This window comes from Bacteroides hominis (assembly GCF_033042785.2).
In the GTDB taxonomy this organism is placed as follows: Bacteria; Bacteroidota; Bacteroidia; order Bacteroidales; family Bacteroidaceae; genus Bacteroides; species Bacteroides hominis.
Window position 1 is genome coordinate 2,816,549 of record NZ_CP178829.1, and the last position, 15,574, is coordinate 2,832,122.

Annotated in this window: 14 protein-coding genes; 10 read left to right on the forward strand and 4 right to left on the reverse strand. The window is 44.2% G+C overall.

The annotated features are described in order from the left end of the window. Positions 1-16: 16 nt before the first annotated feature. Complete coding sequence (locus tag R3O62_RS11830) at positions 17-1,591, reverse strand: Rne/Rng family ribonuclease (RefSeq protein ID WP_032531836.1); 1,575 nt, start codon at positions 1,589-1,591, stop codon at positions 17-19. A 279-nt stretch (positions 1,592-1,870) separates the two neighbouring features. Continuing rightward, positions 1,871-2,146 (reverse strand): HU family DNA-binding protein, encoded by a 276-nt coding sequence (locus tag R3O62_RS11835; RefSeq protein WP_005776335.1) that lies wholly within the window; start codon positions 2,144-2,146, stop codon positions 1,871-1,873. Positions 2,147-2,350: 204 nt separating this feature from the next. Between R3O62_RS11835 and mutY the strand changes: the two genes are divergently transcribed. From mutY to R3O62_RS11865, 6 genes are all read left to right on the forward strand, one after another. Further along, complete coding sequence (gene mutY / locus R3O62_RS11840) at positions 2,351-3,397, forward strand: A/G-specific adenine glycosylase (RefSeq protein WP_032540017.1); 1,047 nt, start codon at positions 2,351-2,353, stop codon at positions 3,395-3,397. 43 nt (positions 3,398-3,440) lie between these two features. Next, positions 3,441-5,009, forward strand: a complete 1,569-nt coding sequence (locus tag R3O62_RS11845) for a sulfatase family protein (protein WP_032540016.1) — start codon at positions 3,441-3,443, stop codon at positions 5,007-5,009. Between the two features lie 87 nt (positions 5,010-5,096). Beyond that, positions 5,097-5,558: a single-stranded DNA-binding protein gene (locus tag R3O62_RS11850; protein ID WP_317472645.1), complete on the forward strand. Its 462-nt coding sequence runs from the start codon at positions 5,097-5,099 to the stop codon at positions 5,556-5,558. 135 nt (positions 5,559-5,693) lie between these two features. After that, positions 5,694-7,040: a gliding motility-associated protein GldE gene (locus R3O62_RS11855; protein WP_022013013.1), complete on the forward strand. Its 1,347-nt coding sequence runs from the start codon at positions 5,694-5,696 to the stop codon at positions 7,038-7,040. Between the two features lie 7 nt (positions 7,041-7,047). Then, entirely contained in the window at positions 7,048-7,698 is a 651-nt protein-coding gene (locus R3O62_RS11860; protein WP_032536358.1) for a 4'-phosphopantetheinyl transferase family protein, read from the forward strand. Positions 7,699-7,718: 20 nt separating this feature from the next. Next, positions 7,719-10,025: a hypothetical protein gene (locus R3O62_RS11865; RefSeq protein WP_317472644.1), complete on the forward strand. Its 2,307-nt coding sequence runs from the start codon at positions 7,719-7,721 to the stop codon at positions 10,023-10,025. An 82-nt stretch (positions 10,026-10,107) separates the two neighbouring features. Here R3O62_RS11865 and R3O62_RS11870 read toward each other — a convergent pair whose 3' ends face one another. After that, the gene (locus R3O62_RS11870; protein WP_005776344.1) at positions 10,108-10,323 is read right to left on the reverse strand and encodes a (4Fe-4S)-binding protein; all 216 of its coding nucleotides are present in this window, start codon (positions 10,321-10,323) and stop codon (positions 10,108-10,110) included. Positions 10,324-10,337: 14 nt separating this feature from the next. Beyond that, positions 10,338-10,640, reverse strand: a complete 303-nt coding sequence (locus R3O62_RS11875) for a GNAT family N-acetyltransferase (protein WP_005776345.1) — start codon at positions 10,638-10,640, stop codon at positions 10,338-10,340. Positions 10,641-10,926: 286 nt separating this feature from the next. Here R3O62_RS11875 and R3O62_RS11880 point away from each other — a divergent pair, with 286 nt between their 5' ends. From R3O62_RS11880 to R3O62_RS11895, 4 genes are read left to right on the forward strand one after another with little or no spacing between them, the layout of a single operon-like run. Then, a complete protein-coding gene (locus R3O62_RS11880) occupies positions 10,927-11,790 on the forward strand; it encodes a FimB/Mfa2 family fimbrial subunit (protein ID WP_270721741.1) in 864 nt (287 codons plus the stop codon). A 43-nt stretch (positions 11,791-11,833) separates the two neighbouring features. Beyond that, the gene (locus R3O62_RS11885; protein ID WP_270819826.1) at positions 11,834-12,919 is read left to right on the forward strand and encodes a FimB/Mfa2 family fimbrial subunit; all 1,086 of its coding nucleotides are present in this window, start codon (positions 11,834-11,836) and stop codon (positions 12,917-12,919) included. A gap of 26 nt (positions 12,920-12,945) precedes the next feature. Further along, complete coding sequence (locus R3O62_RS11890; RefSeq protein WP_022013019.1) at positions 12,946-13,977, forward strand: hypothetical protein; 1,032 nt, start codon at positions 12,946-12,948, stop codon at positions 13,975-13,977. Between the two features lie 25 nt (positions 13,978-14,002). Beyond that, positions 14,003-15,541 (forward strand): FimB/Mfa2 family fimbrial subunit, encoded by a 1,539-nt coding sequence (locus R3O62_RS11895; protein WP_317472643.1) that lies wholly within the window; start codon positions 14,003-14,005, stop codon positions 15,539-15,541. Positions 15,542-15,574 lie beyond the last annotated feature (33 nt).

The window sequence follows — 15,574 nt, forward strand, 5'->3', positions numbered from 1 at the left end:
CAAGCCGCCTTTCTTTTTATTTAATCTCAAATTCTTCCTTCATATCGATCTCTTCTCCATGTGAATCGTAGAATACGTATTCAAGAAAAGCGAGTTTCTGACTCGGAATAATTTTAATACCAAATCCGTATTTCATCTGCCATTTGCGTTTCAGCGACATAAGTCCCTGATTCAAATAAGCAGCCACATACGGGTGGATGTGTAGCGAGAATTTCTTTATCTTCAGTTTATTGACCAGATAATCAATTTTACTCTCCAGTGTGTCCGTAAAGAGGATGGACGATTTGATGGTGCCTTTACCAAAGCAAGTCGGACAGGTTTCTGTAGTGTTCACGTCCATGGCCGGGCGAACCCGTTGACGCGTAATTTGCATCAGTCCGAATTTGCTTAAGGGCAGAATGTTGTGACGCGCCCTGTCTTTTTGCATGTTGGCACACATACGTTCGTAAAGCTTCTGACGGTTTTCGGCTTCATTCATGTCAATGAAATCTACCACAATGATACCACCCATATCCCTTAGCCTCAGTTGGCGTGCCAGTTCGTCGGCAGCCCCCAGGTTTACTTCGAGTGCGTTACCTTCCTGCCCGTTGGCATTCTTGGTGCGGTTTCCGCTGTTCACGTCTACTACGTGAAGCGCCTCAGTGTGCTCAATAATCAAGTAGGCACCACTCTTGTAGGATACTGTTTTACCAAAAGACGATTTAATCTGTTTGGTGATACCGAAATTGTCATAAATGGGAAGTTGACCTTTATACAACTTGACGATGCCTGCCCGTTCGGGAGCAATCAGCGTCACATAATCCTTGATTTCGTTGAACACCGCTTCGTTGTTCACATGGATGTTCTCGAAAGAAGGATTGAAGAGATCACGCAGCAAAGCTACGGCACGGCTTGTTTCCTCGTAGATAAGTGTCGGAAACTTTGTGGCCTTTTGTACTTTGGTGATACTTTCTTCCCAGTGCTTCAGCAATACTTTAAGCTCTCCATCGAGTTCGGCAACACGTTTGCCTTCTGCCACTGTGCGTACAATCACTCCGAAGTTTTTCGGCTTGATGCTCATCAGCAGTTGTTTCAGGCGTGCACGTTCTTCGCTCGATTTAATTTTTTGAGAGACAGAGACCTTGTCGTTGAAAGGAATCAGCACCAGATATCTTCCTGCAAACGAGATTTCGGAAGTCAGGCGCGGTCCCTTGGTTGAGATAGGCTCTTTTACAATTTGCACCACTACTTCTTGTCCTACCTTTAATGTATTGGCTACTGTGCCATCCTTGTCCAGGTCGGGAAGCAGGGTTGCTTTCGAAATGGGATTAAGCTTTTTTTTGTCGCTTAAAGTCTGCTTTACGTACTTTTCGAGTGAGTTAAATTGAGGACCCAGGTCTAAATAATGAAGGAAAGCATCTTTCTCGTAACCGACATCCACGAAGCAAGCATTCAGTCCGGGCATCAATTTCTTGACGCGGCCCAAATACATATTGCCCACCGAAAAGGAGATATTTCTTCCTTCGCTTTGAAGTTCCACCAAACTCTTGTCCTCAAGTAAGGCGATGGAGACTTCTTTGGGCTGTACGTCTACTACTAATTCGCTTGTCACGTCTGTTTCCTAATTATTTAATTTTATAAAAAAATGAACGAATAACTTTATGCGTTTGTTCATTCAGTCGGGCATTTAAACAAAGAACAAACTCGAAAGACATTTGCTTCACAAGTTTGTTCTTTATTTCTGTCCAGATTCAGACTAAAAATTACTTTTTGCTTTTATGTCTGTTCTTTCTTAGTCTTTTTTTACGCTTGTGCGTAGACATTTTATGTCTTTTTTTCTTCTTTCCGCTTGGCATAGCTTCAAAATTTTATGGGTTAATACTCTTGTTTATTATTTCTTTACCGAAAGGGTGAATGTCTTAGCTGGTTTGAACGCCGGAATGTTGTGTTCCGGAATGATGATAGTCGTATTCTTAGAAATATTACGAGCGGTTTTTTGAGCTCTTTTCTTTACGACGAAGCTACCAAATCCACGGAGGTAAACATTCTCGTCCTTAGACAAAGAATCTTTCACTGCATCCATAAATGCCTCAACTGTTGTAAGTACTGTTACTTTGTCAACACCAGTGTTCTTTGCAATTTCGTTTACAATATCTGCTTTAGTCATTTTTCCTTAAAAAAAATATTATTACTATGTTCTTTCTAATTTTTTGGACTGCAAATATATAGCTTTTTAGTCTCCCAAAAAAATATATCCCGAACAATTTTCTAAAAAAGTCGCTTCATTAAGCTTTCTTAGTTCGTAATTAGATGAAAAGAACTACTTTTGTGCAAGGATAAAGTTAACAAAAAGTAGAATCTGGCTAAATATATGAATCCTAACTTCAGCAATACAATAGAAAAGTGGTATCAGGAATATAAAAGGGAACTTCCATGGAGGGAGTCCGCGGATCCTTATGTGATATGGATTTCGGAGATCATTCTGCAACAGACCCGTGTCGTGCAGGGGTATGACTACTTCATGCGGTTTATGAAACGGTTTCCGGATGTTGCCACATTGGCCCAAGCGGATGAAGACGAAGTGATGAAGTATTGGCAGGGGCTGGGCTATTACTCCCGTGCACGCAATTTGCATGCAGCCGCTAAAAGTATGAACGGGGTGTTTCCTAAAACCTATCCGGAAGTGAGGGCTTTGAAGGGGGTAGGTGACTATACTGCCGCTGCCATCTGTTCTTTTGCCTATAACATGCCTTATGCGGTAGTCGATGGGAATGTGTACCGGGTACTTTCCCGCTATCTGGGCATCGATACTCCGATAGATTCTACTGAAGGGAAAAAGCTTTTTGCTGCCGTAGCCGATGAACTGCTGGATAAAAAGAATCCTGCTCTTTACAATCAGGCTATCATGGATTTTGGAGCTATCCAATGTTCGCCTCAGTCTCCTAACTGCATGTTTTGTCCGTTGGCAAGCGGCTGCTCGGCATTAGCCGGGGGAATGGTGGCACAACTTCCGGTAAAACAGCACAAAACGAAAACGACCAATCGCTACTTCAATTATATATATGTACGTATGGGTGCGTATACTTTGATTAATAAAAGAACGGGCAATGACATCTGGAAAAATCTGTTTGAGTTTCCTCTGATTGAAACTCCCGAAGCTGTCTCGGAAGAGGAATTTCCGGCGCTGTCTGAATTCAGAGCCATGTTTGCGGAGGGAGAGACCCCTATAGTCCGTTTGGTTTGCAGGGATGTGAAACATGTACTTTCACACCGGGTGATTTATGCCAATTTCTATATGGTTGATCTTCCGGAGAACAGTCAGTCTTTTACTTCTTATCAGAAAATAAAAGCCGATGAATTGGAGCAGTATGCGGTGTCGAGGTTGGTACATGCCTTTATCGAGAAATACATTAACTAATTGAAAATTATCACTGTGTTAAACTAATTAAATATCTAAAATTATGAGACGATCCTATTTATTATTGGCCTGTCTTTCTCCGGTAGCCTGTATAATGGCTGCAAACGGACAAAAAGGAGGCAAGAGTAAACAAAAGGTAAACGAACGGCAATTGCCCAATGTTGTGTTTATTTATGCCGACGATTTGGGCTATGGCGACCTTGAATGCTATGGTGCCAAAAATGTACAGACCCCCAATGTGAACCGCTTGGCTTCCGAAGGTATCCGCTTCACCAATGCACATGCTACAGCCGCTACCAGTACTCCCTCACGTTACTCTATGCTCACAGGCGAATATGCCTGGCGTCGTCCCGGTACTGATGTTGCCGCGGGAAATGCCGGAATGATTATTCGTCCGGAAGATTATACCATGGCGGATATGTTTAAGAATGCCGGATATGCTACCGCTGCCATTGGAAAATGGCATCTGGGATTGGGAGACAAAGCCGGCGAACAGGATTGGAATGCCCCTCTTCCGGCTGCATTGGGCGATCTGGGATTTGATTATTCTTATATCATGGCTGCTACTGCCGACCGTGTACCTTGTGTCTTTATTGAGAACGGAAAGGTTGCGAATTACGATCCGAGTGCTCCTATCGAGGTTAGTTACCGGAAACCTTTCGAAGGTGAACCTCTGGGAAAAGATCATCCCGAATTGTTGTATAACCAGAAGCACAGTCATGGTCATGATATGGCTATCGTCAATGGTATTGGCCGTATTGGCTATATGAAAGGGGGAGGTAAAGCTCTGTGGAAAGATGAAAACATAGCTGACTCCATCACCAGCCATGCTATCGATTTTATTCGTGATCATAAAGATGAGCCTTTCTTTATGTATTTTGCTACCAATGATGTACATGTTCCCCGTTTCCCTCACGAACGTTTCCGTGGTAAGAATCCTATGGGACTCCGGGGGGACGCCATTGTTCAGTTTGACTGGAGTGTCGGACAAATCCTGGAAACACTTGACAAACTCGGTCTTTCTGAGAATACGTTGATTATTCTTTCCAGTGACAATGGTCCTGTTGTAGACGATGGGTATCAGGATCGTGCCGAAGAGCTGCTAAACGGTCATAGTCCTGCCGGCCCGCTTCGTGGTAATAAATATAGCGCTTTCGAAGGAGGAACCCGGATACCGGCAATTGTTCGCTGGCCTAAACAAATCGGACAGCCGCAGGTGTCGGATGTATTGGTTTCACAAATCGACTGGTTGGCTTCTCTGGCTTCTCTCGTAAATGCGCGTCTGCCTAAAGGGGCTGCTCCAGATAGCTTCAACCGCTTGGGCAACTGGATCGGAACAGATTCTACTGACCGTCCCTGGGTGATTGAACAGGCTTCTAACCATACGTTGTCGGTACGTACCAAGGACTGGAAATACATTGAACCCAACGACGGACCGAAAATGATTACGTGGGGACCGAAAATCGAAACCGGCAATTCGAGTATCCCTCAATTGTATGATATGACTAAAGCCTATGAACAAGAAAACCTTGCAGAGAAGAACCCGGCAAAGCTCTTTGAACTGCAAACGATTTTAAGGAAAGTGCGCAATAAAACTTATAGAGCTTTATAAAAGTTGTAACAATTCTTGCATTCTATTGTTATTCTACTTAATTTTGGCAACAAAAATCGGTATTTAGAAACATAAAACTCTGAGAATATGTCAGTAAATAAAGTGATATTGATAGGAAATGTCGGTAAAGACCCTGAAGTGAGATATTTGGATACGGGTATTGCTGTGGCCAGTTTTCCTTTGGCTACAACCGACCGTGCATATACTTTGTCTAATGGTACACAAGTGCCTGAGCGGACTGAATGGCACAATCTTGTACTTTGGCGAGGACTGGCAGAAACTGCCGAGAAATATGTACATAAAGGTGATAAGCTCTATGTGGAAGGTAAGATAAGAACTCGTTCTTATGATGACCAGAGTGGGGCAAAACGCTATGTTACCGAGATATTTGTAGATAATATGGAAATGCTGACTCCGAAAGGTGCCGGTGCCGGATCGTATGCTCCGTCACAGCAGCAGGCTGCTGCTGCTCCCGTACGGCCTCAACCGCAACAACCGCAGCAATCGGCATCTTCACAAGATAATCCGGCAGACGATCTGCCGTTTTAATGGTTGCGGACTACAAGTTAAGGATGATAGTTGTCATCCGGCTGTTACCTTAACTTGTAGTTCATAACTCTTGACTAACAACTTGTAGCCAGAGTTTAACTCGCGGCTGCTTATTATTAACTTAAAACCAATATTTTGGACCCAGACGCTTATTTATGCCAGTTGGCAGAAATTTTTAACGGAATATCCGTACACACACCATCATTATCAGCAATAATAGCCATCGTACTGGCCGGTTTGCTCCTGCTCGCTTCGGGCTTTGCTTCGGCATCCGAAATTGCTTTCTTCTCACTCTCACCTTCCGATCTGAATGATATAGAGGAGGGTAATCACCCTTCTGATGGAAAGATCAGCAATCTGCTTGCAGATTCCGAACGTTTGCTGGCAACCATTCTTATCACAAACAATTTTGTGAATGTGACCATCATCATGCTCTGTAACTTCTTTTTTATGAATGTTTTTGTTTTTCATTCGGTTCTCGCAGAGTTTTTGATACTGACAGTCATCCTCACTTTTCTGTTGTTGCTTTTCGGAGAGATAATGCCTAAGATCTATTCAGCACAAAAGACGTTGGCTTTCTGCCGTTTTTCCGCTCCGGTCATCTACGTCCTGCGCAAGGTATTTGCACCGATATCTGCCGTACTGGTACATTCTACCGCTTTTTTAAATAAACACTTCGCCAAGAAAAATCATAATATATCTGTTGATGAACTTTCCCATGCCCTTGAACTGACAGATAAAGCCGAACTTTCGGAAGAAAACAATATTCTTGAAGGAATTATCCGTTTTGGCGGGGAGACGGCCAAAGAGGTTATGACTTCCCGTTTGGATGTAGTGGATCTTGATATACGTACTTCGTTTAAAGACGTGCTTCAGTGCATAATTGATAATGCCTACTCCCGTATCCCTATTTATTCCGGTACACGCGATAATATCAAAGGAGTGCTTTATATCAAGGACTTGCTGCCCCATCTGAATAAGGGGGATAATTTTCGTTGGCAATCATTGATTCGTCCCGCCTATTTTGTGCCTGAGACTAAAATGATCGACGATCTTCTGCGTGACTTCCAGGCAAATAAAATTCATATTGCCATTGTCGTTGATGAATTCGGAGGTACATCGGGAATAGTGACAATGGAAGACATTATAGAAGAAATTGTTGGAGAAATCCATGATGAGTATGATGATGAAGAGCGTACCTATACAGTGATCAACGATCATACCTGGGTTTTTGAAGCAAAGACCCAGCTGACAGACTTCTACAAGATTACTAAGGTAAATGAGGACGATTTTGAGAAGGTGGACGGTGATGCCGATACGCTGGCCGGACTGTTGCTTGAGATCAAAGGGGAGTTTCCCGCGCTGCATGAGAAAGTACTTTATCATCATTATGAATTTGAAGTTCTGGCGATGGACAGCCGCCGCATCCTGAAAGTGAAGTTTACCATAAACGAGCCTTCCACAACGGAAGTTGCTTCCTGATTTCATTATGGCATTGTTGTCGGAACATAAGGCGGACTGTTATCGTTGGGGTATCTGGAAAACAGATGAATCTCTCGAAGAACTTTTGGCTTTGCTCCCTGGTCCTGAGAAATACGAACGGCAGCTAAAGCGTTTCTCTTCACCCCACCGCCGGTTGGAGTGGCTTTCTGTGCGTGTATTGCTTTATCGGTTGCTGGGGGAAGAAAAGTCAATAGAATATGCTCCCAGTGGTAAACCCCGTTTGGCGGATTCCTCTTTTTTTATTAGTATTTCCCATACCCGCGGATATGTGGCGGTTATCTTAAGCGCCGTATCCGAAGTCGGTATTGACATTGAGCAATATGGACAACGGGTACACAAGGTTGCACATAAATATATGCGTGAGGATGAAACGATGTCCGTTTATCAGGGAGACGATACCTGGTCGCTGCTTTTACATTGGTCCGCCAAAGAAGTGATGTTTAAGTGTATGGATGCGGATGAGGTCGATTTCCGGGAGCATCTCCGTATAGTACCGTTTCAGGTATGTGAATGCGGAGAATTTTTTGCCGAGGAATATCGTACGGAACGCCGGATGAAATTCCATATCCGATATTTGCTGCATCCGGATTTTGTGATGACCTGGCAGGTGGGGTCTTCGTTTGGAAAAAATGATTGATTTTCAATGAAGTAAACAAAATGATAAATCGTATCTTATTGCTGGTGCTTGTCATTGGCTACAGTATGGGAGTTGCTGCTCAGAATCGTGTCGATTCCTTATTTACATCTGTTAGCCAACGCTTTTCGGGTTATCCTTCTGAACTGGTGTATTTGCAGACCAGTAAGGAGATTTATGAAACGGGAGAAGATCTTTGGTTTAAAGCATATCAGCTTGATGCGAAATCATTCGGTTTGTCAACCCAGAGCAAGACACTTTATCTGCAAATGTTGAGTGATAAAGACAGTGTAGTCTGGCAAGAGAAGTATCCCATAGAAAACGGTATTGCAGACGGCCACATATATGTGGATACGAAACTGCCGGAAGGGAGTTATCGGTTGGAAGCCTATACCCGTCATTCCTATTATAAAGATACGGTCGGAATATCTCCGGTACGTAAAATCAAAGTATTAAAGAACATCAGCTATAATACTCCGGCAAAAGAGGGAGAGGAGACAGGTGATTTAAGATTCGAACTCTTCCCCGAAGGCGGAAATCTGGTTTCGGGTTTGCCGTTTTGCCTGGCGTTCAAAGCTACTGACACGAAAGGGTATCCGGTCGATGTGGAAGGGGTGCTGTGTGAAGGCGGACTTCCTCTTATGCCATTCAAAAGCAGCCATGACGGAATGGGAAAGTTACTTTTTACTCCGTTTGCCGATAAAGAATACCGGATAGAGCTGAAGGATGGACATAGTTACCTTTTGCCTGAGGTGTATAAACAAGGAGTAGCACTGCGATTATTGAAACAGGATCAGGAACAATTGGAGTTTATCATCTCTCAAACACAAGATTTGCCTGATCAGGAAGTCTGTTTGGTGGGTCAGATGCGGGGGATGGTGTGTTGTGTTGCAAAGGGAATGCTTAAAGACCGTTTGAAGATAAAGATGCCTCTGGCCGAGTTTCCTTATCAGGGGATAGTCGAGTTTACCCTCTTTGACAATGCAATGAAGCCGGTTGCCGAGAGGCTGGTGTATGTACATCCCGAAAAGAAACTGCATATTCGTATCGTACCGGAGAAGGAAAGCTACGCTCTTCGTGAAAAAGCGGCCTTACATATTAAGGTTACGGATGATAAGAACCGGCCTGTAAAAGTCAATCTGGGAATTAGCGTTTTTGATAAAGCATATAGTAATCCGGTTGATCCTGTGAATATTCTGACCCATTGCTATCTGTCGTCGCAGATACGCGGTGCAGTTCATCGTCCGTCTTATTATTTTGATGAAAGGAACAAAGATCGTGTGCAGGCAATGGATTTGTTGCTATTGACACAGGGGTGGAGACGATATATCTGGGAGTTTAATGGCCCGGTTTATCAGGGAGAAGCGTTTTTAAGCGATGATATATCAGGAGTTCAGGTTACAGGAGGCAGGAAAAAGAGCCGAGAAAAACAGGGGGATAAGCAACTTGTTCAGGTTACGGGTGCTGAAGGTAATTCTGCGTTCTTGTGGACAGACTCGGTAGGACACTTCACGATTGATACGAATCGGATGAAAGAGCTTCGTGGTGGATATATTTATCTGAAACCAATGTTGTCGAAAGAGTTTAAGCCTGAACTGGAGATCGTAGATTACTTTCCGGTGATTGACAGTGTGAGAAGAAAGAAATATCCCGGTCATTCGGTTACAGTCCGGACACAGGCGGTGAAAGAAGAGTTCGTTGATATGCCGGTTGTAAGCAGTGACAGTATAATCCTGCTGGATGAAGTCGTAGTCAGCCGTAAGGCACGCAGACCATTTAGAGATAAGTTTATGGGGCGGTTAGACAGCATGACACAGATGAGCATGGAAAATGTTTATGTTTGCGGATGTGGCTATCTGCAAAATTATAAACCCGGATATGATGCCCATCCTTGGTGGAAACCTTGTGGTGAACCGTCTGATAAAAGGACTAAACCGGTGGAAGGAAAACAGTATGAAATTGTGAAGTTCAAGCATTTGGGAGGCAATGCCTTCAGTGTTATAGACCGGCAGACTGTGACATATCACGGCCCCATATATTCTGAAAAAGAACTGCTCCGCATGAATAACCTTTGGCGTACGAAAGGATATTATGCTCTTCGCGAATTCTATCAACCGGATGAAGTGGACATGCAGTTGCCTATACCGGATGCCCGCAATACATTGTTTTGGTCGCCTATGGTTGTGACGGATGAGAAAGGAGAAGCCACCGTTTCATTTTATTGTTCGGATATCAATACAGGTTTCATTGGCATGGCGGAGGGAGTGGATGGAACAGGTCTTTTAGGGAGTGATAAATGCGAATTCAGAGTGATTAGAAAAGCTAATTAAGTTTTGTAAATCATCTATGACTACGGATAAAAACAAAAGAATCTCCGGGAACATCTTTTAAACAAGGCTCCCGGAGATTTTTTTATTTCTTTAGTTTATAACTTAGAGCCCCCGATGGACACTTCTTGATTTGAGCAATCAGTTCTTCGGTAGTAGCATTTTCCATCTTTATCCACGGACGTTCTTTAGGGTGATACACATTGGGCAATGTCTTCACGCAGATTCCGGCATGCCGGCAAAGCTCCGGCTGCCATACAATGGTCAGTTCGCCATTGCTGTATTCTATTTGTTTTCCCATAACTGTTTTTTATATTATTGAATGTGAACACCACGAAGTACAATGCGTTTCCATTCCGGATGCTTATGTATGTATCCCGCAACGAACGGACAAAGAGGAACCAAGCGCAGACCTTGCCGCTCAATGTCGGTAAGGACTTTTTCTGCGAGCTGAGAACCTATTCCGTGCCCCCCTAAAGCGGCAGGGACTTCGGTGTGCGTGAGGTAGATTTCACCATTCGAGGATTTGATGTATTCTATTCGGGGAGTATAACTTTCAATATGGAATTCATATTGATGTTTTTCTTCATTGTCTATCAGTTCATAATTTTCAGCCATAATCATTTTTCTTTTAAAAATTGTTTGATTCTACAACATTTGAAGGTGATATTTTGTTTCCTCCGATTGCCTGTTTATGAATCGTTTAAACAATTGTATACCGGTCATAATTTTAACAGATAATAATGATTCGTGGCAAAACAAATGCATACTCTTTCTGTTGATATTGGACAAATGCGGGGCAACAGCGCTCCGCCTGCAAAACTACCATATGGGAGTATCTTGATTTGGGATACTGATTTCTGAGTGAATGAACGAATTGTTTTATATTTAAACTTTAGAGATTATGAATGGAAGAGTAATACAGATCTTCTGCATGGTAGTTGGCATAGTACTTGCTTCCTCTTGCGGAGACGAATGTCCGGTAGAACAACCTTACTCGGTTCGGGTATCTGTTAAGGACAAGAACTATTTGAATATATCGCAGTTTCCGCAGCTGGGTAGCGTAGACGAGAACCAGCCTTTCCGCACCTATACGGGAACTATTTATTATGCTCTGTACGACGCTTCTACCGGAGCATTGAAAAGAGAGTCGGAGATTGATCAAATCAACGGTGAAGATAAGGAGTATACTATTTCTTTCGCCGGAATACCCGATGGTGATTATAAATTGGCTGTTTGGGGGAACCTGACTACTGATTACCCCGACGGCATTTTGCATCAGGACGGGAAGGAGCATACGGATATTTATGTGGCGACCCGTGTCTTGCATTTCTCTCCCGAATATCAGACAGAAGAATTGACATTGGAACGTACCAAGGGAAAGCTGTTGTTACTCTGTTCCAATTTCCCGGCTGAAATAAGTCGGATAGAACAACATGTAAACCACGTTTATCAGTCGGTGGATGCCGATCTCAATTATAGCGGAAGCACGCAGGTTGACAAAAGTGTGCCATTTACCAATATGTTGGAGACAGTGCTTGCACCCTCTTCGGTAGATGGACATTCAAAGTTAGCTTTAACTTTCTATGCCACCGATACAAGAGCTTCTGAATCTCCTTATTTGAAATTGCCCGAAATGGAAGTGGACATGCGGCGCAATGAAATAACCGCTGTCTCTATAGACTACAATACATCAGAAGGAATCTGGGAAATCAAGATGTTTATCCGTGGGGAATGGCTCACGATACATCGCCTGGATATCTACTGATCTCTTTTTCCTTATCTATTTATTTAAACTAAACTTTGCTATTATGAAAAAATTAATGTTTCTGGTGGCAGCAAGCCTCTTTGTATTTGCTGCTTGTTCCAGCGAAGATGATCCTTCGTCTGAAGTGAATCCTGAAAATAATGGGATTACATTTGAACTGTCCGCGGTTAATGGTCTGACAGATGGGATTGGAACCCGAATGCCGGTGTATAGCCAGGAGGCTACACAGCATGTCACTCGTGTCAGTGTTTATGCTTTTATGCAGAACGGTTCGACTTATCTGCATCAAAAGACCTATGATATCACCGGCTGGACCGATGGTACTACTTTCAAACGTTTTGCCGTTCCCGATGCTGACAAGCTTCCTGCAGGGGTATATAAGTTTTTGGCTGTAGGCCGTGACGCAAGTGACCGCTTCTCTGTGACTACGCCGACTTCCGGTAATACCAATTATACGGATATGCTTGCTACTATCGTGAATTCGGGCGATGAATCGGAAATCTTTGCAGGTTCGGCCGATGCGGAAGTAATGGCTCAGGGCGGAACTCGTGTCAGCATTGAGATGACCCGTAAGGTGGCCGGTGTACTGGGATACTTCAAGAATGTTCCTCAAGTGCTTAACGGAACCACTGTGAAGTATTTGCGTCTGAAAGTCAGCAACTCCAATCAGCAGGTGAATCTGACTAATGGTGTAGGTATCAATACTGCCGCTACTCCTTATAATATAATAGATATGGATCTTTCCGGCCAGGCTGTTTCCAACGGCGTGTATGTGGGCAACGATTTGTCCGGACAGGGAGTGGTGAAAGTGCCTAATTCACAATTGGGAGGTTCGTTCTATATGCCGGTTAGTGGCGTGAGCATGACTTTAGGACTTTATGATGCGAGTGGTACCGCTATAAAAGAGTGGACCGTGAGCGACACTAATAGTTCGGGAGCAACACAGTTTAATCTGCTGGCAAATCATTTTTATGCATTAGGTGTGAAAGGTGCTACGGGTAGTGTGGATGGCGGAACACCGGGTAACCCGGGTGACGATGATGCTCCGGTAGATTTGCTGACCGATCAGAATATTGTGATCACTATCAGTCCGGCATGGGAATTGATACATAACCTGGTAATTCAGTAAAAGTAACTCAAAAACAGAATCATGGTATGGCTATGAGAAAGGCAGGCTATATAACTATCCTTCTGACGGGATTTCTGGCAACGCTCTTGTTGGGCAGCTGCTCAACAGATGATGTTGCCGAACTCCCCTTGGAAGAAGGGGTTCCGGTCCGTTTTGAAATAAAGCGGGACGGGGTCATGAGTCGTGCGCCGGGAGATGCAGCTCTCTCTGTCAACAGGATACTGATTCTGCCATTTCGGAAAACGGATGAAGCATTGCCAAACGATGCAGCTAATTTCGTTCCGGAATATAGCGCAGCCCGACAATTGGATGTCAATTCGTTTCCGGCAGTAGTCACGATGCTTAATCTTTCAGCAGCCTCTACCTATCAGTTGTTGGTGATCGGATATAATCGGAGTGATTATGATTTTGCCAGTGGCGGAGGTGCAACGAAGCGGTTTAATATCGGTTCGACTGGTAATCCGGCTACGTTGGCTAATTTGTATTTGCAACCGGTCAATCCGACGGTAGTTCCGGAGTTCTTTTCGTGTTTCGGAAACGGTTACCAGGGTACAACGTTGGTTGGTCCTGTTTTTAAACCTTCGCAAATCAATTATGTGACAGGTACACTGAAAAGGCTGGTTAGTGGTTTAACGCTCGAAGTGACCAATATTCCCGCATATGTCAACTCTATGACATTGATAGCCGAGCAACTTGTGACGGCTACCCGTGCAACGGATGGGACGGCACTGACATGGCAAACAGCCGGTGACAGCGGTACGAAGACGTTGGCTACTCAGGCACCGGTCTCGGGGAAAGTCAGTTTCAACCAGTTTCTGCTGGCTATTCCGGACAGTAGAAAGACTCTGTTCTATCTGGATGTGTCTTCTTATGGACTCTTCACCGAACGTTATACGGTGAAACTGCCGGATACTCCCGGTGTGGTTTCGGGAAACCGGATTATTTTTACTCCTAATCATTGGGTGAAAGTGACCGGAAGTTATGCGAATATCAATATAGGTTTCACTTTGGCAGGAAACATCAACTTGGATGACAATGCCTGGGATGGCCTTCAATAGAAACTGAAAGCAAAAAGAACCGGAGATGAAAACGAAAGTGATAATAATGATAAGCCTTTTTCTTTCTTTCTTCCTGACGGGATGTGAGAAAGAGCTGGTCGAAGTGCCCGGTGAAGACTCCGGGCAACTTCCTCCGGAAGGTAAGCCTTCGGACTTGCCCGACGGATATTTTGAAGTAACCTTCTCTGCCGGATACGGAGGAGCGGATACCCGTACGCCCGTCACGGGGACCGATTCACGGGTTCGTCACCTGCGTTACGTCATTTATAAGTCGACAGGTGAGTTTGTGAAAGAAAAGGTGGTGCTGAAGACTACGGATGCTGCTCCTTCCTGGCCGATGGCTGCCTTGAAAGATACGCTTCCGAAAGGACAGTATACAGCTGTATTTCTGGCCAATGTAGAGAAAACACAGTTCCCGATTCCCGTTTCGGGCGGTGGAACCAACTATGCGGATGTGTTGACGAATTACCAGACAACACGTGCGAATGCCCGGATCGTGTTACCCGGTGCGGAGTTTACCGACACTTCGGAATTTTATCTGGCCAATGTATCTTTCTCGGATACCTCTGCTCAGCCTTATGTACTGTTGCAGCGCATTATCAGTATGCTGAATTTGCGAAGAGTGTTTGTGGATGCACAAACCGCTTTGAATTCTCTGACCAACAATATTGTGACGCAAATAGGATATAGGAATATAATCCGGACGACGGTACAAGGCATTTTGCCAGGGTTACTGAAAACGGCAATGGACTTGGGAGTGGTTGGTAATGCTGTCTATAATGTTGTTGGCGGACTCGATGCCGCAGTCAATCTGGTGGTGGCGGCATTGGTCGAACCGGTCGTGGATGTACTGTATGCACAACTTTTGCAAGGGTTGGTCAATCAGATAGGGCTGACTCTCTCCGGTAATGCTACGCAGAATGGTGCATTGGGAGCATTGGGCGATTTACTGAATCCCTGGAGGGGCAGTGATGCTGCTTATGCTTTAGTGACCATAAACAATTTCCCTAAGACTGTGGACTTAGACCTGAATGTGAAGGATTTCTATACGGGTAATCATCGTTTCCGGTATGGATTTACACCTACACCCGGTACGACGAATAGTGAGAAGGATATTCTGATCAGAGGTTTTCATGGCCTTTATGACGTACGGGAGATTCATGTTGCCAAACCCGGACTGATCTCCGGATTGTTGGTGGACGATGTGATTGACGGTCCGTTGTTGCTGAATGGAGTATTTGTGAATATCACAGATCCGATACAGGCAACAGTCAATACGAATTACAGGTATCGTTCGAACTATTCGTTTGTCAGCCTGGGGCTGAAATCGTATGCACAACAGAACGACGGAAACCATTCGCTGACACTCTCTGTACAGTTGAAGAATATTGCTAACCTGGATGGTATATTGGGAGGAATCCCCTTACTCGGTCCTGTGTTGAATGGAACCGTTAAATTATTGATTGGCAATATAACGGTTACCGTTCCGGTGAATCTTCCTTTGCTTGGAACCGATAACCTGACGCTGTCCGGTAGCTGGAGTACACCACCGGTGCAGTATTAAAAAATAAAAAGGGGGTGTGTCGAAATTCGTATT